Origin of the sequence: Arthrobacter sp. OAP107 (assembly GCF_040546765.1) — a bacterium.
GTDB lineage: Bacteria > Actinomycetota > Actinomycetes > Actinomycetales > Micrococcaceae > Arthrobacter.
In genome coordinates this window covers 3,711,683-3,732,857 of record NZ_JBEPOK010000001.1, presented here as the reverse complement: position 1 = coordinate 3,732,857, position 21,175 = coordinate 3,711,683, and the positions used below count along the sequence as shown (strand labels likewise).

Sequence of the window (21,175 nt, the reverse complement as noted above, 5' to 3'; positions counted from 1 at the left end):
CGTCACACGCGCATCAGCTGACGAGCGCCGCGATTCCGATTGCGGCGGTGGCGGCGCCCAGCACCATGGATACCGTCACCAGGACCACGTGGACGGTGAGGAACTTCGTGGCCTTGCCGGCGGCGTCCCGTGCCCGCGGGTCCTTCATGACGCGGCGCAGGAACTGCGGCCACACGACCAGGGACCACACGCCCGAAACGATCAGGACCAGCGCAATGAAGGCAGGGACGTCCACGGGATCAGTGGCTTTCGAGCCAGGCCTGGGCCTGCTGGGACTGGATGTTCAGTGCCTTGCCCACCATGGGCTCGGCGGCGTCGGCGATCTTGCCGCCCAGGAACGGTACGGAGGACGTGACGTTGCCTTCGAGTTCAATCCGCGTGCTGCCGCCCTCGGCAACGAGACGCTGGACCGCGGACACGTCGATCGGCGCGCCGGCAATCTTCAGGGAGATGGTGCTTTGGCGCGAACCGTCGGCGGCCGGAGCCTCCCAGTTTTCGGTCTGGGTCACCTTGAGGCTCTCGCCGACAAACTTCCGGGCGATTTCCGGCAGGCGGGTCGTGGGAAGCGTGCGCACGGACGTGGTGCTGAACTCTCCGGCGATGTCGCCCGCCACCGTGAAGGACTCGAGGCTGCCGCCGACGTACTCGCTGGTGTGGCGCTGGAAGTCCTCGTTCGCGAAGACTGCGGTGACGCTGTCGACGCCGTGGGGAAGGGTGGTGGAAGCACTCAGTGCCATTGATCCTCCGTCGTTGTGGGGTCAGAACGCTTTTTGCTCACCACATCCTACGGGGTTGGCCGTGCTTCCCCGGCACCGGGACGTCCGGCACTGTGCTCTGCGACGCCGGATTTCTCCTCGGCGGACAGCCTCCGGGCCGCCGCGGTAATGTTGCGGGACATGGCCGGGAAGATGATGCTGTGGAACGGCAGAACGGCAAGCCAGTAGAGCCGCCCGCTGAGTCCTTTGGGGAAGAAAATCGCACGCTGGCGGTACCGGCTCCCTGTGCCGTCGGGCTCCACGCAGAGCTCCAGCCATGCGCGTCCCGGGGCGCGCATTTCGGCCCGCAGCCGGAGCAAACGGCCGCGTTCGATCCGCTCCACGCGCCACCAGTCCACCACCTCACCGGACACCAGATGGTGCGGATGCCGCCGGCCGCGGAGCAGGCCCGCTCCGCCCGAGAGCTTGTCCAGCCAGCCGCGGACGCTCCACGCCAGCGGGAGCGAGTACCAGCCGTTGCGGCCGCCGATACCCTCGATGATCGTCCACACGTGCGACGGGTCCACATCGCTGGCAAAAGTCCGCTCGTCGACGTACACCCGGTGCCCGGCCCAGCCGGGGTCGCTCGGCAGCGGGTCGGCATCGGCGCCGGCATTGGCCCAGGTGGTTTCGACCTGTCCGTCACGTTCCTTGCCGAGTGCCAGGGCGACGGCCCTGCGGTAGCCGGTCAGGCCGCCGTCGGGCTGTTTGATGTAGTTGTCGATCTCGTGTTCGGCGGAGACCGCGTCGTGCTGCAGGGACTGGACCAGCGGCACGGACATGGACAGCGGAATGGGGGTCACCAGGGCCACCCACAATCCGGCCAGCCGGGGTGCCGGCACCGGCAGTGCCAGGACCGGGCGCGGCGGCAGGCCCGCCTCTGCCGCGTACTCCTTCATCATGCCCGCGTACGTCAGGACATCCCGGGAGCCGATGTCGAAGGTGCGGTTGAGCGGTTCCGGCAGCGATGCCGCCCCGACGAGGTAATGGAGCACGTCGCGGACGGCGATGGCTTCGATCCGGTTGCGGACCCAGCTGGGCGCCGGCATGAGGGGCAGGGTTTCGGCCAGGTGGCGGATCATTTCGAAGGACGCCGAGCCGGAACCGATCACCACCCCGGCCTGGAACACGATGGCGTCCACCGGGCCGGAGAGGAATACCGCCCCCACCGCTTCACGGGAGCGCATGTGCGTTGAGAGCGCCGTGTTGCGCGGGTGCAGGCCGCCCAGATAGACGATCCGCCGGACCGCGGCTGCCGCGGCGGCACCGGTCACAAGCTCGACCATGGCCTTTTCTTTGGCCTCAAAACCGGAGCCTGCCGCCATGGAGTGGACCAGGTAGTACAGCACGTCCACGCCCTGCAGGGCTTTCTCCAGGGCCGCTGCGTCGTCGAGGCTGCTTTTGACCACCTCTACGTCGTCGAACCACGGCACGCCGGCGATTTTCTCGGGGGACCTGACCAGCACCTTGACGCGGTGCCCGGCGTCGAGCAGCCGGGGAACCAGCCGGCCGCCGATGTAGCCTGTGGCGCCCGTGACCAGCACCGTTCGGGCATCGGTGCTGCTGTCATTTCCGGTCTGGTCGCTCATGGGAGTCTCCTTGGGGCGGCGGCACGGCTGCGCTGGACATCGGGCTGTGCTGGATATCGGGCTCTGCCGAATTCACCTGCTCAGCAAGCTTAGCAATGCAGCATCCGGGACCCGGATGCCGCGTCCATGCCTGCAGGGGTAGGCTGGAAGCCCCGGCATTCGCGAGAATCTCGGCTTTTCGTGTTGCCTGCGTTCCGATGAGATTTCCAGGAGATCCTGCCCATGAGCTCCAAAGGCCAGAGCCCCAAAGGCCAGCCCTCCACTGGCCTGCCGTCCAATGGACTGCCACTCAACGGCCTGCGCCGCGTCCTTCACGCGGACAAGACGTTCGCCCGGGTGCAGGCCGAGGCCGGGCGTAGCTTCAGCATCCGCAGCGAGGACTACCAGATCAGCGCCCCGGCGGGCCTGCGGCCCGTGCTCCTCGCCGAGATGGCGGACGGCCTGCTGAACGCTGCGGGAGACGGTGATGCCAGCGCTGACCACGCCGCGCCGGGTGTTGTCCTGGCCGTGACCGCTACGGGCCGTGAGGCCGAGGACCTTGCCGCCGCGCTCCGCGCCTACCTGCCGGCCAACGCCGTGGCCGAGTTCCCCAGCTGGGAAACGCTCCCGCACGAGCGGCTGTCCCCGCGTTCGGACACCGTGGGCCGCCGCCTGTCGGTCCTGCGGCGCCTCGCGCATCCTGAAGACTCGGCCCATCCCGCAGACTCAGCGCACCCGGAAAACGCAGCGGGACCGCTCCGGGTGGTAGTGGCCCCTGTGCGCGCCGTGCTCCAGCCCATCGTGGCCGGCTTGGGGGACCTGGTTCCTGTGACGCTGAAGGTCGGCCAGGAAGCGCCCTTCAGCAGTGTCGTCAAGAACCTTGCAGACGCCGCCTACGCCCGCGTGGACATGGTGACCCGCCGTGGCGAGTTCGCTGTCCGCGGCGGCATGCTGGACGTCTTCCCGCCCACAGAGGACCACCCCATCCGGGTCGAGTTCTTCGGCGACGAGGTGGACCAGATGCGCTGGTTCGCCGTCGCCGACCAGCGCTCGCTCTCCGCCCCCGGCGTGCACCACCCCACCGAACTCCACGCCCCGCCCTGCCGCGAAATCCTCATCACCCCCTCGGTGATGTCCCGGGCTGCGACGCTGAAGTCCCAGCTGCCCGCCGCCGCCGACATGCTGGAGAAGATCGCCGGCGGCATTGCCGTGGAAGGCATGGAATCGCTGGCGCCTGTCCTCGTGGACGCCATGGTCCCGTTCATGGAACAGCTGCCCGCAGGGTCCATCTCGGTGGTCATCGAACCGGAGAAGGTCCGCACCCGCGCCCACGACCTCGCGGCCACCAACGAGGAATTCCTGGAAGCCGCGTGGTCCACGGCCTCCGACGGCGGAGTTGCGCCTTTGGCGCTGGACACAGTCCTGAGTTCGCAGGCGTCGGCGGCCCTGCATTCCGCCAGTTTCCGCTCGCTTGCCGAGACCCGCTCTGCGGCGCTCGGGAACGAGGTGTCCTGGTGGTCCATCACGTCGCTGGCCACGGACGAGGAACTCACACCGGACATCGACGTGCTCAACCTCCACGCCCGCGAACCGCGCGGTTACCAGGGCGACGTGGCGGAAATGATGGACTTCATCGGCTCGCACGTGCGGGACCAGTGGCGGCTCGTGGTGGCCACCGAAGGCCCGGGCCCGGCGCAGCGGCTGGCCGAACTGTTCCACGACGCCGACATCCCCTGCGCCCGGGTGGACACACTGGACCACGAACCCCAGGCGGGGATCATCGAGGTGACCACCGCCGCCGTCGGACGCGGTTTTGTCCTGGACGGACTGAAACTCGGTCTCCTGACCGAGGCCGACCTGCTCGGCCGCACCTCCGCAGGCTCCACGAAGGACATGCGCCGCATGCCGTCCAAGCGGCGGAACGCCGTGGATCCGCTGCAGCTGGTGGCCGGGGACCATGTGGTGCACGAGCAGCACGGCATCGGCCGGTTCGTGGAGCTCATCCAGCGAAAGGTCGCTGGCGGGGGAGACGGTGTCCGGGAATACCTGGTCCTCGAATACGCGCCGTCCAAACGCGGGGCGCCGGGGGACCGGCTGTTCGTCCCCACCGACCAGCTGGACCAGGTGACCCGCTACGTCGGCGGCGACACCCCCGTGCTGAGCAAGATGGGCGGCGCGGACTGGGCCAGCACCAAGTCCAAGGCGCGCCGGGCGGTCAAGGAAATCGCCGGCGAGCTCATCCGGCTCTACTCGGCGCGGATGGCCTCGCGCGGCCATGCCTTCGCGCCGGACACGCCGTGGCAGCGCGAGCTGGAGGAGGCCTTCCCGTACGTGGAAACCCCGGACCAGCTCACCACCATCAACGAGGTCAAGGCCGACATGGAGCGCGAGATCCCCATGGACCGGCTGGTCTCCGGCGACGTCGGCTACGGCAAGACCGAGATCGCCGTCCGCGCCGCCTTCAAGGCCGTGCAGGACGGCAAGCAGGTAGCAGTGCTGGTGCCCACCACCCTGCTCGCACAGCAGCACTACGAAACATTCACCGAGCGCTTCTCCGGGTTCCCGCTGCGCGTGAAGCCGCTGTCCAGGTTCCAGGCCGCCAAGGAAGCCAAGGAAACCGTCGAGGGCGTGAAGAACGGCTCCGTGGACGTGGTGATCGGCACGCACCGGCTGCTGTCCAAGGACTTCGAGTTCAAGGACCTCGGCCTGGTGATCGTGGACGAGGAGCAGCGCTTCGGCGTCGAACACAAGGAGGCGCTGAAGAAGATGCGCACCAACGTGGACGTCCTGGCCATGAGCGCCACGCCGATCCCGCGTACGCTCGAAATGTCGCTGACCGGCATCCGCGAAACGTCCACCCTGGCCACCCCGCCGGAGGAGCGCCACCCCGTGCTCACCTACGTAGGGCCGTACACGGACAAGCAGACCTCCGCCGCCATCCGCCGCGAGCTGATGCGCGAGGGCCAGGTGTTCTTCGTGCATAACCGCGTGTCCACCATCGAAAAGACCGCAGCCAAGATCCGCGAACTCGTTCCCGAAGCCAGGGTCGAGGTGGCGCACGGCAAGATGTCCGAGAGCCGGCTGGAGCAGATCATCGTGGACTTCTGGGAGAAGCGCTTCGATGTCCTGGTGTGCACCACCATCATCGAGACCGGGCTGGATATCTCAAATGCCAACACCCTGATCGTGGACGGCGCGGACAAGTACGGCCTGTCGCAGCTCCATCAGTTGCGCGGACGCGTGGGACGCGGACGCGAACGCGCCTACGCCTACTTCCTCTACCCCTCGGAGAAGCCCCTGGGCGAGGTGGCCCTGGAACGCCTGAAGGCCGTGGCCACCCACAACGAGCTCGGCGCGGGCATGCAGCTGGCCATGAAGGACCTGGAAATCCGCGGTGCCGGCAATCTGCTGGGCGGGGAGCAGTCAGGCCATATCCAGGGCGTGGGCTTCGACCTCTACATTCGGCTGGTGGGCGAGGCCGTAGCCGAGTACCGCGGTGAAGCGGAGGAGAAGGCGGCCGAGATGAAGATCGAGCTGCCCGTCAACGCACACCTGCCGCACGACTACGTGCCGGGGGAGCGGCTGCGGCTGGAGGCCTACCGGAAGCTGGCGTCTGCCGTGACCAACGAAGCCATCGACGAGGTCCTCGCAGAACTCGTGGACCGCTACGGCGAGCCGCCCCTGCCTGCGCAGAACCTGGTCGCCGTCGCGCGCTTCCGGGTGGGTGCACGCGAGGCCGGGCTGTCCGACGTCGCCCTGCAGGGCAACTTCATCCGGTTCTCCCCGGCGCAGCTGCCCGAATCGAAGACCATGCGCCTCAACCGCATGTACCCTGGCGCTCAGTCCAAGCCTGCCCTCGACGCCGTGCTCATCCCCAAGCCGAAGACGGCACGGATCGGCGGCCGCGACCTGCAGGACGCCGAAATCCTGGAATGGGCCGACGGCGTGATCCGCAACATCTTCTCGGACGCTCCGGTCCCGCTCGAAGCCACGAAGGGCTAGCCGTGATGGGAGGACACCACGCCGCGTCAGGAGCCGCGGCGTGGGTGGCTGTTGCCGCGACGGGGCCGTACACCCTGGGCTGGTATCCGCTGGATGCCGCCGGCGTGCTGATCGGCGGCATGGCGACGGCGGGCACCGCCCTGGTATGCGACTGGGACCACCGCTCCAGCACCGTGGCGCATTCGCTGCCGCCGCTGTCCAACATGATCGCCGTGGGCATCGAGAATGCCAGCGGCGGCCATCGGCAGGGCACGCACTCGGTGCTGGGGGCAGCCATGTTCGTGCTGCTCGCCGCGGCCGCGGCGCAGGTCCAGGTGGACACGCCGTGGGGTGTGCTGTCCGTCGGCGCCGGGCTGCTGTGCATGTTCATGATCAACATCGCCGCCAAGGCGCTGAAGCTGTTTCCGAAGTCCGGATGGATCACCAACTGGGTCTTCGCCCTTGCCATGGCCGGACTGGTGACATGGTTCGCGCCACACCAGTGGACCTGGCTGCCCATGTCGATGCTGATCGGCGTCGTGGTCCACATCGTGGGGGACATGGTGACCACTGGAGGTGTCCCGCTCCTCTGGCCACTGGTGATCAAGCCGCCAAAGTTCCTCCGCCGGCTCTGGGTGCTGAGGAACTTTTGGCGGCCCAACGGCGCCTTCTCCGTCCCGCTGCTGGGCCGGGCCGGCTCGCGGCGGGAGTGGCTGGTGCTGATTCCGGTGAGCGGCTACGCGATGGTGGGCATGTGCCTGGCGGCCTGGTCGCTGGCCGGTACGCATTTCCCGGCCGCGCTGGCCCTGGCCGGGCGGCTCGCCAGCAGCGTGTTGGGACTGCCGTAGGCCTGCGGGCTGACTGACGGTTAAACGGCCGAGGCCCCGGGGATTCCCGGGGCCTCGGCCGTTAATTCTTCGTGGTCTTTAGTACTCGCCGGCTGAGTCGGAGCGGCCGGTGATGGTCTGCGGGATCCAGAATGCGAGGGCGAAGAGGCCGAGGCACACGGCCATCGGCCACGGGTTGGCCAGCGACAGGAAGGACAGCGAGTAGATGGCACCCAGGAACAGGGCCATGATCACCACGAAAAGAACGATGCTGCCCGCCAGCGGGTTCTCGTTCTGGGGCGTCTTTACCTGCTGGTCAATCTTGCTGGACATTCATTCCTCCTCGGCCCCGCGGGGCTCAAACTGTGGCGGCCGCCGGTCAGTACGCAGACGAACCCTGTTCGCCTTTGACGATTGCAATACCGGAGCTGGCGCCAATACGTGTTGCACCTGCAGCAATCATAGCCTGTGCGTCCTCGAGGGACCGCACGCCGCCGGACGCCTTAACGCCCAGGTCCGGACCCACGGTGCGCCGCAGAAGGGCGATATCTTCGACGGTGGCGCCGCCGCCGTTGAAGCCCGTGGAGGTCTTGACGAAGTCGGCCCCGGCCTCCACGGCCGCTTCGCAGGCCAGGACTTTTTGGCCGTCGCTGAGCAGGCCGGTCTCGATGATGACCTTCAGGATCGCCCCTTCGGCGTGCACGGCCTCGGCCACGGCCTTAATGTCGTCCATCAGGGCGCCTCTGTCCGAGGCCCTGGCCGCGGCGATGTCGATGACCATGTCCACTTCGTCGGCACCATCCAGCACGGCCCCGCGCGCCTCAAACACCTTGACGTCGCTGGGCGTGGCGCCCAGCGGGAAACCCGCCACGGAGCAGGTGAGCACGCCGGTGCCCTTGAGTGCAGTCTTGACCGTCTTGACCCACAGCGGGTTCACGCATACCGACTTGAATTTGTATTCGGCGGCCTCGGCACACACCTTGAGGATGTCCGCCTCGCCGGCCTCCGGCTTCAGCAGCGTGTGGTCGATGTAGGACGCGATGCCCGGCGCCCCACTGCCCTCCCCGGCACGTGCGCCGGGCGATCCTGCTGGGCTGGTCGCGGTGCCCGTTCCGGGGCTGGCTTCATTGCTCATGCTGTCCTTTCCACGGGCCTTTGGCCGACGGCGCCCCGGGTATCGCGGCGTCCTTTCGAACCATCCTGCCACAGCGGGAAAGCTACGCAGCGGTGGCCAGTTGCCCCACGGAAGCCGCAGCCATGAGCTCCGCCGCGCAGGCGCCGGCAGCGGACCCGGACGCCACCAGCAAACCCAGCCGTACGCCGTCGAACGCTGCCGCATCCCCGATGGCCCAGATGCCCGGCACGGAGGAGCGGAAGTCCCGGCCGACGACGATCCCGCCCGACGCCGCCGTCTTCACCCCGGCGGCGGCTGCCAGACCGTCCCGGGGCATGCGGTCCTCGGCGAGGACTACGAGATCTCCGTTCATGCGGCTGCCGTCCTCGAACACGATGCCGGCGGCCGGCAGCACTGAGCCGGCAAGCGTTGGCACGACGGCGGCTGGCCGGGCAGTGGTGCGGACGGGACGGACGCCGCGGGCACGGAGCACGGCTTCGGCCTGTCCGGCGGCGGGACCGGTGCCCACCAGGATGCCCAGCGGCCTGCGGCCCAGGACCCGGGTGACTTCCTTGACGGCGTTGCCGATCTTCGCGGCGTCGTCGATGGTGGAGTAGCTGAGGCAGCGGCCGGAGCCGTCCACCGGCGAGTCCACCGGGGCCGAGCCAGTGGCGATGACCAGCTCGTCGTAACTGAATTCCATGCCGTCGGCTGTGGTGACCACCTTGGCCGCGGCGTCGATGTGGCTGGCGGGCTGGCCGAAGCGTACGGACACGAACGGCAGGGCCGCTAGCTCCAGCAGGTCGTCGGAGGCGTCGTCGCGGCTGCTCAGCACGGTGACTGTGCCGGAGAACTGGGCTGCGGCGAGCCGGGCCACGAGGGCCTGGGCGGCCGGGCCTGCCCCGGCGATGAGGATTTTCGATGAGGTGGCAGTGGACGGAAACTGTGCTGGAGCGGACATGTGCGGGCCCTTTCGAGTGCTGCACCAGGCGGGCCGACCTGGGGCCCTGTTGTGCTGATGGGACCCAGCCTAGGGGGAGCATTTTTCGCGGGTGTTTCCCGGCCATTGCGGAATTGTCCCGGGCTGTTCGCTGCTATTTACCACCCGGTAACAATCATCCCCAAGCACAAACCGACGCGGGGTCACTTAGCGCCCAATCCACCACGGAAATTGGGCGCTAAGTGACCCCGCGTTGCAGTAGAAGGGTTAGACGCGGATGCGGTAGCCGCGCTTCACCACGGTTTCCACGAGCTTGCCGTCCGGCAGGGAGGACCGCAGCCGGCTGACCGTCATGTCCAGCGCGTGCACCGAGCCGCGCAGTTCCAGGAGTTCGGAGAGGGACTCCCGGGACAGGACTGCGCCGCCGGCGCCCAGGAGCGCGCGCAACAGCAGCAGCGGCGCCGGGGCGATCTCCACCGCCTCGCCGTCGATCCGCAGCGAACGGCCGCGCAGTTCCACGTTCCCGGACCGCGTGTCCAGGCGGCGCACATGGTTCAGCGCGAGGTGCTCGCACACCAGCCTGATCAGTGCGCCCATCCGGAACCGCTCCGGCACCAGGGGGGTGATACCCGCGTCCAGCAGCGGCTGCGCGGTCACGGGACCAACGACGGCGGTCGTCACAGTGGTCTTGAGGCTCTCCACGAGCTGCTTGTACAGCCCCATCTCGTGGGCCGTGCTCCACATCGCATCCACGGCAGGGGCACTCGTGAACGTCAGGACGTCCAGGTTGCCGCTGCACGCAGCCTCGATGAGGCGGGGGAGGCGGTCGGCGCCGTCGGGCTTCACCCAGCGGTACGGGGTCACGGTCAGGACCGTGGCGCCGGACATGCGCAGCCGCTCCAGCTGGCGGACGTCCGTGTAGCCGTGCAGCTGCACAGCCACGGTCTTGCCGCGCACGCCCTCGGCCAGCAGCATGTCCACCAGCGTTGCGGTGGTCTCGTCACTGCTGATTCCGACGTCGGCCAGGCCGGCCGCGCGCACGGCGCCGCGGGCCTTGGGTCCGCGGACGAACATCCGGCAGGCGCCCAGGGTTTCCAGCAGCTCCTCGCCGATGCCCGACGCATCCGCTGCCTCGCACCAGCGGCGCATGCCGTAGGCCGTGGTGGCGATGCAGAGGTCGGGCTTGGCCGCGATGATCGCCTTGGTGTCCTCGATGAGGCTGATGTCCTCGTTCACCGGGGCGATCTTCAAGGCCGGGGCGTGCAGGACCTCGGCGCCGCGGCGTTCCAGGGCCTCGATGAGGTCCCGCGAACGGCGGTGGGAGGTCACGCCGATCCGGAAACCCTCCAGAGGGGCCTCGGCAGCCGCCTCCGGCGCGGTTTCGGTGGATGTTGTTTCGGTGGGGGCTGTTTCTGTGGGGGCGAGTGCATTCATTGCGTTCATGCCTATCACGAACCCAGCAGCGAGGCCGCCAGGCGGTCGAGGTCCGCCGCGGCCTCGGCATGCCCGCGGTTGGCCTCAGCCACCCGCACCACCTCGCCGATCACCAGGACGGCGGGGTTGCTGCAGCCGGCGGCGGCAGTGGTGATGTTTCCGAGTTCCGCGATGGTGGTCTTCTGGCCCGGCCGGTAGCCGCGCTCCACCACAGCCATGGGCATGTCGGTGCGCATCCCGGCACGGCGCAGGCCTGCGGCGAGGTGGTGCAGCGTGCCGATGCCCATCAGCACCACGATCGTTCCGCCCAGACCGGCCAGGTGCGTGAGTTCCTTCTCGCTGAGCGGCGCGTGGCCGGACACAACCGTGAACATGTGGCTGACTTCACGGTGCGTCACGGGGATCCCGGCGGCGGCCGGCACGGAGATGGCGCTGGTGACACCGGAAATGACGCGGACGGGGACGCCGGCGGCGACGCAGGACGCCACTTCCTCGCCGCCGCGGCCGAAGACGTACGGGTCGCCACCCTTGAGCCGGACCACGTTGTTGCCTTCCAGGGCCGAGGCGACCATGAGCTTCTCGATGTCGCCCTGGCTCACCTTGTGGTGTCCCGGGCGCTTTCCGACGTCGACCAGTTCGGCGGAGGTGAGGGACGCCAGCTCCTGGTACGGGGCCAGCCGGTCGTAGAACACGACGTCGGCATCACGCAGGGCCTTGACGGCCGCCACGGTCAGCAGCTCGCCGGTGCCCGGGCCGCCGCCAACCAGCGTGACGTGGCCGGCCCGGCCGGCGGCCGGTTCGGCAGCCACCGGAATGCCGGCGGCGCGGCAGCGGTCCAGCAGCGGTTCCCAGCCGGCCTGGCCGTCGTCGACGGCCGCGACCAGGAACGGGCGCTCGGGCAGCGGGCCGTCGTGCCCGGCACCCTGCGGGGTGCTGAGGCGGGAGACGACGGCGCCGGCTGACTCGTAGCGGCGGACGGCCTGGCGGGCGGCGAAATCGGAGCCGGTGACCAGGACGTCGCGGCCGGTGAGATCAATGCTGAGCTGCATGCCTATACCTCGTTCTCGTCAAGCAGTTCCGGTGTGGAGGGCCGCATAGGAATGGAGGCCCCGATCAGCACTGGCTGCTGAACGGCTAGCGCCTTCTCCTCTGCCGTTGCCGGGCGCATCTGGCCGCGCTCGTCCGGGACGAAGGTGATGGAGTCGTCCTTCTGGTCAGGGGCGTTGACGAAGGAGCGGAACCGGCGCAGGCGCTCGGGGTCCTTCAGGGTGTCTGCCCACTCGTCGACGTAGGTGTCGACGTGCTTGGCCATGGCCGCCTCGAGCTCCTCGGCGATGCCCAGGGTGTCCTTGACCACCACGTCCTCGACGTGCTTGATGCCGCCGTCGAGCTCCTCCTGCCAGCGCGCGGTGCGCTGCAGGCGGTCGGCGGTGCGGATGTAGTACATGAAGTAGCGGTCGATGTACTTGATCAGGGTCTCGTCATCCAGGTCCTTGGCGAGGAGCTGGGCGTGGGCCGGGGTGGCACCGCCGTTGCCGCCGACGTACAGGTTCCAGCCGTCGGCGGTGGCGATCACGCCGACGTCCTTGCCGCGGGCCTCGGCACACTCGCGGGCGCAGCCGGAGACGCCCATCTTGAGCTTGTGCGGGCTGCGGAGGCCGCGGTAGCGGAGCTCAAGCTGGATGGCCATGGCCACCGAGTCCTGGACACCGAAGCGGCACCAGGTTGACCCGACGCAGGACTTCACCGTGCGCAGGCTCTTGCCGTAGGCCTGGCCGGACTCAAAACCGGCGTCCACCAGTTCCTTCCAGATTTCGGGCAGCTGCTCCAGCCGGGCACCGAACATGTCGATGCGCTGGCCGCCGGTGATCTTGGTGTACAGGTTGTACTTTTCGGCGACGGCGGCGATGACGCCGAGCTTCTTCGGGGTGATCTCACCGCCGGCGATCCGGGGGACCACCGAGTAGGTGCCGTCCTTCTGCATGTTGGCCAGGGCGCGGTCGTTGGTGTCCTGCAGGGTGCCGCGGCCGGCGTCCAGGACGTAGTTGCTGTTCTGGCTGGCCAGGATGTTGGCGATGGTCGGCTTGCAGATGTCGCAGCCTGCGCCGGTGCCGTACTTGGCCATGATCTCTTCGAAGGAGGTCAGTTCCAGGACGCGGATGGCGTCGAACAGTTCCTGGCGGGACAGCTCGATGTGCTCGCACAGGGCCTTGGAAACCTCGACGCCGGACTTGGTCAGTTCGGTTTCCAGCAGCTTCTTCAGCATCGGCACGCAGGAACCGCACTGGGTTCCGGCTCGGGTGCAGCCCTTGAGTTCGCCGAGTTCCTGGACGGGGGCGTTGCCTTCGCAGGCGCCGCAGCCGTTGATGGCGTCGCGGATGGAGCCTGCGGTGACGTTGTTGCAGGAGCACAGGGTGGCGTCGTCCGGCAGTTCGGTTTCGGGGGCGTCGCCGCCGCCGGCAGCGCTGAGGAACGCACCGGGTTCGGCGGGAAGTTCGCGCCCCAGCAGCGGGCGAAGGCTCATGTACGGCGAGGCGTCGCCCACGAAGATGCCGCCCAGGAGGGTCTTGGCGTCGTCCGTGGTGACAATCTTCTGGTAGACGCCGCGGGCGGGGTCGGCGTAGACGATTTCGAGGGCGTGTTCGGTCTTTGCGAAGGCGTCGCCGAAGCTGGCTACATCCACGCCGGACAGCTTGAGCTTGGTGGCGGTGTCGAAGCCGGGGAAGGTAGCATCCCCGCCGTGCAGGCGGTCGGCCACGATCTCTGCCATGGTGTTGGCGGGCGCCACCAGGCCCAGGCACATGCCGCCGAAGTTGGCTACCTCACCAATGGCCCAGATGCCCGGCACTTCGGTGGCGCAGTAGTCGTTGATGACCACGCCGCCGCGCTGGCCGAGGCTGAACAACTGCTCCTCGCCCTCGGCAGCGCGGAAGAGTTCGTCGCGGGGCCGGACGCCGATGGCGACGATCACCATGTCGGCTTCGATGATGCGGCCGTCGGCCATGAGGACGCCCGTGACCTGGCCCTCGCCGTCGGAGAGGACTTCGGATGGGAAAACGCCGCCGTGGACTTCAAACCCCTTGGCCTTGATGAGCCGGCCCATTGCCTGGCCCGCTCCTTCGTCGAGCTGCGTGGCCATCAGCCACTGCGAACCGTCAATGACGATCGGGTTGGCTCCGAGCTGCTCCGTGCCGGCCGCGGACTCGAGGCCGAGGAGGCCGCCACCGATGGTGACGGCGTTGACCTTGCGGCCGAGCTTTTCCGTGAGCTCGGCGATGGCCTTGTTAATGGCCCAGACGTCTTCAAGCGTGCGGTACACGTGCGTTAGCTCGGCGCCGGGGATTGGCAGGCGGGCTGCATTCGAACCGGTCGCGACTACCAGTTCGTCGTATTCATAGGTGTTGCCGGCAGCGGTTTCCACCGTCTTGGCTCCGGCATTGATCTTGACTACGCGCTCGCCGGTCTTCAGCTCCACGTTGGCGTGGTCCCACATGGCGGCCTCACCCAGGGTGAGGTCGTAGTCCATGTCGGTGAGGGCCTTGGAGAGCGCGACGCGGTCGTAGGGGAGGTGGGCTTCCTCAGTGAGGACCGTGACATGCCAGCCATCGAGGCCACGGGCATGCATTGCGTCCGCAAAACGGTGGGCTGCAGGGCCGCCGCCGGCGACCACGATGCGGCGCGGAGTCGATGAGGTTGAAGTCTGTTCGGTCACTGTGGGCCTTTCGCTGGGCCGCAGACGGTGCTCTGCAGCTTGTCCATCCAGACTAGGGAGGCGCAGTTTCGCTTCAGTTTCCCGTTTGTTTCGTGAACTTAACTTCTGCATCACGGCATTGTTTCGGGCCGTGTGAGGTGTCTTTTACGTTCTTGACACATTGACTGCACCCCGTCGAAACACCTGAAGCCTAGCTTTGGTATACGGCCGCAGCGGCGGCAAAACAGGCGGAATTACTCGGCCTCACAGACCGGCCCGCCGCCGGAAAGCACGCAAAAGGGAGAGGAGCCGGACATGACGGCAACACTGGAACTTGAGGATCTCGCCACCGGATATGCAGCAGGCTGGCACCGCGTCTGCGCGGTGGAGGACCTGGAACTCGCCTGGGGCGAAGCGGCACTCGTGGCCGGCCGGCAGGTGGCCCTGTTCCGCACCGCACCCGGTGAGGTTTTCGCCGTAGCCCAGGAGGACCCGGCCACCGGCGCCTTCGTCATGGCACGCGGCATCCTCGGATCACGCGGCACGCGCCCCACCATCGCCTCGCCGCTGCACAAGGAGGTCTACGACCTCGAGACCGGCGAGTGCTTCGGCAACGCGGACCTGCGCCTGGCAGCGTACGCCACCCGCATCGTGGATGGCTTCATCGAGGTCGAGCTCTAGGGCTTTACAGCCCCAGCGCCTCGCGCACGTCGGTGAGCACCCGGTCCAGCGCGGCCCTGGCCGCCAGCCGGGCTTCGGGCAGTTCAGCGGCCGAGCCGACGCTTTGGATGACCTCGAGGTAGCACTTAAGCTTGGGCTCCGTGCCGCTCGGCCGGATAATCACGCGGCTGAGGTCGCGGGTCACGTAGAGGAGCCCGTCGGTCGGAGGCAGTTGCCCGCTGCCTTCGGCCAGGTCCACGAATGACTCCACGGCAGAGCCGCCAAATGATTCGGGCGGGTTCACGCGCAGCCGGTTCATCATGGCGTCCAGCAGGCCGAGGTCACCCACGCGGATGTTCAGCTGGTCACTCGCGTGGAGCCCGTGGACCAGGTACAGCTCGTCCAGGGTGTCGAAGATCGTCTTGCCCTCCGCCTTGGCGGCGGCCGCGAGTTCCGCGATCAGCACCGCGGCGGACAGCCCGTCCTTGTCACGGACCAGGTCCGGCGCAACGCAATAGCCCAGCGCCTCCTCATAGCCGTAGACGAGGCCCGGCACCCGGGAAATCCACTTGAACCCGGTGAGCGTCTCCTCATGCGCATACCCTGCCGCTGTGGCGATGCGGGCGAGCAGCCGCGACGAAACAATCGAGTTGGCGAACACGCCGCCGCCCGCAGAGGCTCCGGCGGCGTCCGCCCCGGCAGCCTGTACCCCCGAGAATTCCGCCCCGGAGGCCGCCAGCCGCGCCACGACGTGCGCTCCCAGCAGGGCGCCCACCTCATCGCCCCGTAGCATGCGCCACGCGCCCGTGTCCGGATCCTTCGCGGCCACCGCGGCACGGTCCGCGTCGGGGTCGTTGGCCAGGACAATGTCCGCGTCCGCCTGCATCGCCGTCCCGAGGGCAAGGTCCAGGGCGCCGGGTTCCTCGGGGTTGGGAAAACTGACGGTGGGGAAGTCCGGATCGGGCTCAGCCTGCTCGCTGACCAGCGTCACGTCGGTGAACCCGGCTGCCCGGAGGACGGAAACGGCAGTGCTGCCGCCCACGCCGTGTAGCGGCGTCAGGATGATCTTCAGCTCCCGGGCCGGGAAGAGCCCGCGGTCGGCCAACCCGGCCGTGGCGGCCTCGTAGTTCTGAACGATCCCGTCATCCAGGACCGTCCAGCCATCCTGGGCCAGGGGAATCGAGGCAAGGTCGCCCACGCTGCTGATTTCGGCGGCAATCCGCGCGTCGTAAGGCGCCACGATCTGCGCACCCCGTCCGCTTTCCTCCACGGCATGCCGGCCGAGGTACACCTTGTAACCGTTGTCCTGCGGAGGGTTGTGGCTCGCTGTGACCATCACGCCGCCGTCGCACTCCAAAGTCCGGACCGCGTAGGCGAGCAGGGGCGTCGGCAGGGCTGCCGGCATCACGAACGTCTCGATTCCGGCCGCGGTGAACACCGCAGCGGTCTCCGCGGCGAAGATGTCTGAGTTGTAGCGGGCGTCATAGCCGACGACGGCGCGTGGCCGGGTCCCGGGCGCAGCCTCCGCCACCGCCCGGATCAGGAATTTGGCGAAGCCCGCCGCTGCGCGGCGGACCACGACGCGGTTCATCCGGTTGGGTCCGGGTCCCAGGGCGGCACGCAGGCCCGCCGTTCCGAACTGCAGCGTTCCGCGGAAGCTGTCTTCAAGGTCCTGCCGGGCTGCGGGCGTGCCTGCCTCGGTGAGCTTCACGAGTTCGGTCAGCGTTGCTGCTGTGCGCGGATCCGGGTCCTGGGCGGCCCAGGCACGGGCGTCATTGAGCAGCTGAAGATCGGCTTCGGAAGACGTCATGGAAACCAAACTATCGTCAAAGTGCGGCGGAGCGGTGCCGGACGGGGCCGCGGACCTGTCATAACCCCGCCCGTTCAAAGCGGCCGGTACGCTCCTTGACAGTAAAAATTCTGGACACGTAGCGTCTGGGTTGTGAAGTTGAACCAGGGGGTGGAGTGGGCCCTCCACTGCTGCGTCAACTTGGCGTGGGCACCTGTCGGTGAGCCGATCAGCAGCGGCCGGCTTGCCGAGCTGTATAAGCTGCCGCCGGCGTACCTGAACAAACAGCTTCAGTGCCTGGTGCGGGCGGGCGTCCTGCAGTCCGTGTCCGGCCCCAAGGGAGGTTTCCAGCTGGCGCGCCGTGCCGACCGGATCTCGGTCCTGGACGTGGTGCTGGCCATCGAAGGCCGGGAACTGGCGTTCCGCTGCGACGGCATCCTGGCGAACTGCCCCGGCGGTGACGCGGACGAGGACTATCTCCGCAGCTGCATCATTTCGCAGTCCATGCGCCAGGCGGAGCTGGCATGGCGCACCGAACTCGCGCGGCAGACCGTGGCAGGCATCGCGCAGTCCCTCGAGCGGCGCTTTCCCCGGGCCCGTGCCGACGCGCTTGCCCAACTCCTCGCCGACGACAAACGCGGGGTCACATAGCGCCCACGAGGCCCCGCGTTGCGGTCAGAGCCGGCCGATGATTTCCGCCAGGAGCTTGGAGATGCGCGGGCCTGCAGCGTGTCCGGCTTCGAGCACTTCCTCGTGGCTCAGCGGAGTGGGGCTGATGCCTGCCGCCAGATTGGTGACCAGCGAGATGCCGAAGACCTCCAGGCCGGCGTGCCGGGCAGCGATGGCTTCCAGCGCCGTCGACATGCCCACCAGGTCGGCGCCGATCCGCTTGGCGTACTGCACCTCGGCCGGCGTCTCGTAGTGAGGGCCGGTGAACTGGGCGTAGACACCTTCGTCCAGGGACGGGTCCACCTCGCGGGCCAGGTTCCGGATCCGCGGTGAGTACAGATCAGTCAGGTCCACGAAGGTGGCACCCTCGAGCGGGGACGTCGCGGTGAGGTTGATGTGATCTTTGATGAGCACGGGGGTGCCTGGTGCCCAGTCTTCGTTGAGCCCGCCACAGCCGTTGGTGATCACCAGGGTCCTGCAGCCGGCGGCGGCCGCGGTGCGCACGCCGTGGGCAACGGCCCGGACCCCCTTGCCCTCGTAGTAGTGGGTGCGCGCCCCAAGGACCAGTGCGCGCTTGCCTTCGCGCGTCAGCACGGACCGGATGGTGCCCACGTGTCCTTCCACGGCAGGGGCCGAAAAGCCGGGGACCTCCGACGCCGCCAGCGTGGCAGTGGTCTCGCCGATGAGGTCGGCGGCCTCGGCCCAGCCTGAGCCCAGGACCAGGGCGATGTCGTGCGCTGCCACGCCGGTCTTCGCCGCGATGTAGCCAGCAGCTGTGCGCGCTGCCTCGAAGGGATCCGTGTCAAGGAATTCTGTTGTGCTCACCCGGTCCAAGCTACCGTGCCGGAGCCGGTGCGGTAAGCAGAAACGCGTCCCTTCCGGCCGCCCGGCCGGGCCTGGAAGGTTGGTGGTCGGGCGCGGGATGCGGGAGAATGATCGCTTGTGACTATGCATCCTGATTTCAGCGCCCCCCGAATCGCAATTCTCGGCGGAGGGCCGGGTGGCTATGAAGCTGCCATGGTGGCCGCCTCGCTGGGAGCCGTTGTCACTATCATCGAGCGGTCCGGCCTCGGCGGCTCCGCGGTGCTGACTGACGTCGTGCCGTCCAAAACGCTGATCGCAACGTCGGACCTGATGACCCGCGTCAGCGGTGCCGGCGAGCTGGGGGTCAAGTTCGACGTCGACGGCGGGGATTTCGTTCCGGTGATGCGCGCCGATCTCAAGCACATCAACGACCGCCTGCTCGGCCTCGCGCGCCAGCAGTCCCTCGACATCCAGACTGGCCTGGAGCACCAGAACGTGCGCATCCTGAACGGCTCCGGCAAGCTGGTGGACAACCACACCATCGAGGTCCTGACCGCCGACGGAACCGAAACGGTCGAGGCTGACGCCATTCTGCTGACCGTCGGGGCGCACCCGCGGGAGCTGCCTACGGCACGGCCGGACGGCGAACGGATCCTGAACTGGGCGCAGATCTATAACCTGGACGAACTGCCCGAGGAACTGATCGTGGTGGGCTCCGGCGTGACCGGCGCCGAGTTCGCCTCCGCCTACAACGGCCTGGGCTCGAAGGTCACGCTGATCTCCAGCCGGGACCGTGTGCTTCCGGGGTCCGACACCGACGCCGCCGAGGTGCTGGAGGACGTCTTCAAACGGCGCGGCGTGCGGGTGCTGTCCCGCTCACGGGCCGAAATGGTGGAACGGACCGACGACGGCGTGGTGGTCACCCTCGGTGACGGCTCCAAGGTCACCGGCAGCCACTGCCTGGTATGTGTGGGCTCCATTCCCAACACCGCAGGCATCGGGCTGGAGGAAGCGGGCGTGGCGCTGACCGAAAGCGGCCACATCAAGGTGGACGGCGTGTCCCGCACCACCGCCCCGAACATCTACGCTGCCGGCGACTGCACCGGCGTCCTGGCGCTCGCCTCCGTCGCCGCCATGCAGGGCCGGATCGCGATCGCGCACTTCCTGGGCGACCAGGTGACCCCCATCAAGCTGCACCAGGTGGCGTCCAACATCTTCACCTCACCCGAGATCGCATCGGTTGGCGTGTCCGAGGCCGAGATCGAATCCGGCAAGTACCAGGGCGACATCATCAAGCTGTCCCTGCAGAGCAACGCCCGCGCCAAGATGCGAAACGTCAAGGACGGCTTCGTCAAGATCTTCGCCCGGAAGGGATCAGGCACCGTGATCGGCGGCGTGGTGGTGGGCGCCAACGCCTCCGAGCTGATCTTCGCCATTTCCATCGCGGTGAAGCAGAAACTGCACGTCGACGACGTCGCCAGCACCTTCACCGTGTACCCGTCGCTGAGCGGCTCCATCTCCGAGGCTGCACGCCGCCTGCACGTGCACATGTAGGGCGCGTTCGCCCGGGCTTGTTCCCTTGGTCCGCCATGTCGAGACCCGTCGCCGCCGCGCAACCTGTGAATGGCACCATTCTCCTAGGCGCCACCGGCAGAGCTGAGTAAAATTCAGACTGTCGGTCCCCGGGATTGGCGGCGCCGGGCTCCGACAGACCGATCCACCAGCGGTCAGCTATGCGGAGATTTTCTTCCGAACGGTCGGACCGCGGAAGCCAGGAGCGTGCCATGATCACTGTTCAAAAAGCCGCAATAAACACCGCCCTCGTAGCCGCCCTCGTTGGCGGCGGTGCCTACCTCGCCATGGGCTATCCCGTTCTTGCCTCGTCCACAAACGGCACGGGAAGCCAGTCCAGCACGGACGGCAAGGGTGCCCACCAGGCCAACGGGATTACCGAGCAGCTGCTGACGGGGAGCACTGCCACACGGGTGCGGAATGCGGTGCTGGCCGCCGACCCCGGCGCGACGGTTCAGGGGGTTGAGACCGACGCCGAGGGTGCGGTCTACGAAGCCCACATCACGAAGGCTGACGGCTCGCGGGCAACAGTGAAGCTGGACGGTTCCTTCAACATCACGGCCACGGAAGCCGGACACGGACGGTAAAAATCCGGCGGCAACAAGCAGAGGGTCCGATGATGACATCGGACCCTCTGCTTGTGCCTACAACTCAGGAGCAGGCGTACGGGGGGACGGCGTCACCGGGCCCAAAGGGCTCGAACCAGTGCCGGATATCCAGGTTTCCAGGGTTGTGTTCGACGGCGGTGTCCGCTTGGGCGGCTCCGTCTGCGTACAGGATTTCGGAGTCGGCATCCTCCAGCAGGACCTCTTCCACGATGGCCCGCCACTCCTCGGGGAGGTCCAGTTCGTAAATGTCCTCCGTGATCCGGGCCTGGTCGAGCAGGCAATGGACCGCGAGTTCGCCCGCAAGGCAGCCGGGCGCGGTCCACCCGCGGACCAGGGACGCGGTGACGTCCGATGCCACCACGATGAACCGCTGGGTGAACTTCGCGTCGTAGCCGGAAGCGAACTGCGGGGGAAGCGAGGACAGCACGGAGGTTCCGGCGATGGCCTCGGGCGTGACCGTCTCCAGTTCGTGCAGCGTGCCAAGGTCACGGAACAGCTGGTCGATGAGGATGCTGGAGGAATTCCACAGCAGGCCCGCCAGCAGGCGGGTCTGGCGGACGGACCGCTCCCGCTCGTCGGGGCTGGCGGTGGCCATCTCGGCAAGATCCTCGGGGTCGAACTGGAGCCGCTGCTCGGCGGTCATGTCGTCGGGGTGCGGGTCCAGTCCCAGGAGCTCGAGGCTCAGCCCGGTGAGCTTTTCGGAGTCGGCCAGCAGTTCTTCGGTGATGTCGTCGTCTTCGTCGGCATTCATGATCCCGATGCT

The 21,175-nt window shown here is 67.9% G+C and carries 18 protein-coding genes; 6 read left to right on the top strand and 12 right to left on the bottom strand.

Annotated features, from left to right (window positions below; translation table 11 throughout):
- Positions 1 to 13: 13 nt before the first annotated feature.
- Genes ABIE00_RS17110 through ABIE00_RS17100 form a run of 3 tightly spaced genes read right to left on the bottom strand, consistent with a single transcriptional unit; the run spans position 14 to position 2,344 of the window.
- Positions 14 to 235, bottom strand: coding sequence for an SCO4848 family membrane protein (locus ABIE00_RS17110; protein WP_331574033.1), 222 nt, complete (start codon positions 233 to 235; stop codon positions 14 to 16).
- Between the two features lie 4 nt (positions 236 to 239).
- Positions 240 to 737: a DUF2505 domain-containing protein gene (locus ABIE00_RS17105; RefSeq protein ID WP_331574031.1), complete on the bottom strand. Its 498-nt coding sequence runs from the start codon at positions 735 to 737 to the stop codon at positions 240 to 242.
- Between the two features lie 47 nt (positions 738 to 784).
- Positions 785 to 2,344 (bottom strand): SDR family oxidoreductase, encoded by a 1,560-nt coding sequence (locus ABIE00_RS17100; RefSeq protein WP_354261912.1) that lies wholly within the window; start codon positions 2,342 to 2,344, stop codon positions 785 to 787.
- 222 nt (positions 2,345 to 2,566) lie between these two features.
- Here ABIE00_RS17100 and mfd point away from each other — a divergent pair, with 222 nt between their 5' ends.
- Positions 2,567 to 6,325 carry a transcription-repair coupling factor gene (gene mfd, locus ABIE00_RS17095; protein WP_354261910.1) on the top strand — a complete coding sequence of 1,253 codons (3,759 nt, stop codon included), beginning with the start codon at positions 2,567 to 2,569 and terminating at the stop codon, positions 6,323 to 6,325.
- Between the two features lie 5 nt (positions 6,326 to 6,330).
- Positions 6,331 to 7,152 (top strand): metal-dependent hydrolase, encoded by an 822-nt coding sequence (locus ABIE00_RS17090; protein ID WP_354261909.1) that lies wholly within the window; start codon positions 6,331 to 6,333, stop codon positions 7,150 to 7,152.
- A gap of 78 nt (positions 7,153 to 7,230) precedes the next feature.
- On the opposite strand, the gene ABIE00_RS17085 is transcribed toward ABIE00_RS17090, so the two are convergent.
- The 6 genes from ABIE00_RS17085 to nirB all read right to left on the bottom strand — a co-directional run bounded on the left by ABIE00_RS17085 (position 7,231) and on the right by nirB (position 14,331).
- The gene (locus tag ABIE00_RS17085) at positions 7,231 to 7,464 is read right to left on the bottom strand and encodes a hypothetical protein (protein ID WP_331574023.1); all 234 of its coding nucleotides are present in this window, start codon (positions 7,462 to 7,464) and stop codon (positions 7,231 to 7,233) included.
- Positions 7,465 to 7,510: 46 nt separating this feature from the next.
- Positions 7,511 to 8,266, bottom strand: a complete 756-nt coding sequence (gene deoC / locus ABIE00_RS17080) for a deoxyribose-phosphate aldolase (RefSeq protein ID WP_354261907.1) — start codon at positions 8,264 to 8,266, stop codon at positions 7,511 to 7,513.
- 82 nt (positions 8,267 to 8,348) lie between these two features.
- Positions 8,349 to 9,206 carry an FAD-dependent oxidoreductase gene (locus tag ABIE00_RS17075; protein WP_354261906.1) on the bottom strand — a complete coding sequence of 286 codons (858 nt, stop codon included), beginning with the start codon at positions 9,204 to 9,206 and terminating at the stop codon, positions 8,349 to 8,351.
- 246 nt (positions 9,207 to 9,452) lie between these two features.
- On the bottom strand, positions 9,453 to 10,619 hold the full coding sequence (locus tag ABIE00_RS17070) for a uroporphyrinogen-III synthase (RefSeq protein WP_354261905.1): 1,167 nt from the start codon (positions 10,617 to 10,619) through the stop codon (positions 9,453 to 9,455).
- 14 nt (positions 10,620 to 10,633) lie between these two features.
- Entirely contained in the window at positions 10,634 to 11,668 is a 1,035-nt protein-coding gene (gene cobA / locus ABIE00_RS17065) for a uroporphyrinogen-III C-methyltransferase (RefSeq protein ID WP_354261904.1), read from the bottom strand.
- A gap of 2 nt (positions 11,669 to 11,670) precedes the next feature.
- Positions 11,671 to 14,331, bottom strand: coding sequence for a nitrite reductase large subunit NirB (gene nirB, locus ABIE00_RS17060; RefSeq protein WP_354261903.1), 2,661 nt, complete (start codon positions 14,329 to 14,331; stop codon positions 11,671 to 11,673).
- 294 nt (positions 14,332 to 14,625) lie between these two features.
- Between nirB and nirD the strand changes: the two genes are divergently transcribed.
- Complete coding sequence (gene nirD / locus ABIE00_RS17055; protein WP_331574013.1) at positions 14,626 to 14,991, top strand: nitrite reductase small subunit NirD; 366 nt, start codon at positions 14,626 to 14,628, stop codon at positions 14,989 to 14,991.
- A 4-nt stretch (positions 14,992 to 14,995) separates the two neighbouring features.
- Here the strand turns inward: nirD and ABIE00_RS17050 are convergent, their stop codons facing one another.
- Positions 14,996 to 16,780 carry a phospho-sugar mutase gene (locus ABIE00_RS17050; RefSeq protein ID WP_354261902.1) on the bottom strand — a complete coding sequence of 595 codons (1,785 nt, stop codon included), beginning with the start codon at positions 16,778 to 16,780 and terminating at the stop codon, positions 14,996 to 14,998.
- Between the two features lie 132 nt (positions 16,781 to 16,912).
- Between ABIE00_RS17050 and ABIE00_RS17045 the strand changes: the two genes are divergently transcribed.
- On the top strand, positions 16,913 to 17,410 hold the full coding sequence (locus ABIE00_RS17045; protein ID WP_331574009.1) for an RrF2 family transcriptional regulator: 498 nt from the start codon (positions 16,913 to 16,915) through the stop codon (positions 17,408 to 17,410).
- A gap of 24 nt (positions 17,411 to 17,434) precedes the next feature.
- On the opposite strand, the gene ABIE00_RS17040 is transcribed toward ABIE00_RS17045, so the two are convergent.
- Positions 17,435 to 18,253, bottom strand: coding sequence for a purine-nucleoside phosphorylase (locus ABIE00_RS17040; RefSeq protein WP_354261901.1), 819 nt, complete (start codon positions 18,251 to 18,253; stop codon positions 17,435 to 17,437).
- A gap of 117 nt (positions 18,254 to 18,370) precedes the next feature.
- Between ABIE00_RS17040 and ABIE00_RS17035 the strand changes: the two genes are divergently transcribed.
- Complete coding sequence (locus ABIE00_RS17035; protein WP_354261900.1) at positions 18,371 to 19,786, top strand: NAD(P)H-quinone dehydrogenase; 1,416 nt, start codon at positions 18,371 to 18,373, stop codon at positions 19,784 to 19,786.
- A 230-nt stretch (positions 19,787 to 20,016) separates the two neighbouring features.
- Positions 20,017 to 20,391, top strand: a complete 375-nt coding sequence (locus tag ABIE00_RS17030) for a hypothetical protein (RefSeq protein ID WP_354261899.1) — start codon at positions 20,017 to 20,019, stop codon at positions 20,389 to 20,391.
- A 64-nt stretch (positions 20,392 to 20,455) separates the two neighbouring features.
- Here ABIE00_RS17030 and ABIE00_RS17025 read toward each other — a convergent pair whose 3' ends face one another.
- Positions 20,456 to 21,163, bottom strand: coding sequence for a hypothetical protein (locus tag ABIE00_RS17025; protein WP_354261898.1), 708 nt, complete (start codon positions 21,161 to 21,163; stop codon positions 20,456 to 20,458).
- Between the last annotated feature and the right edge of the window lie 12 nt (positions 21,164 to 21,175).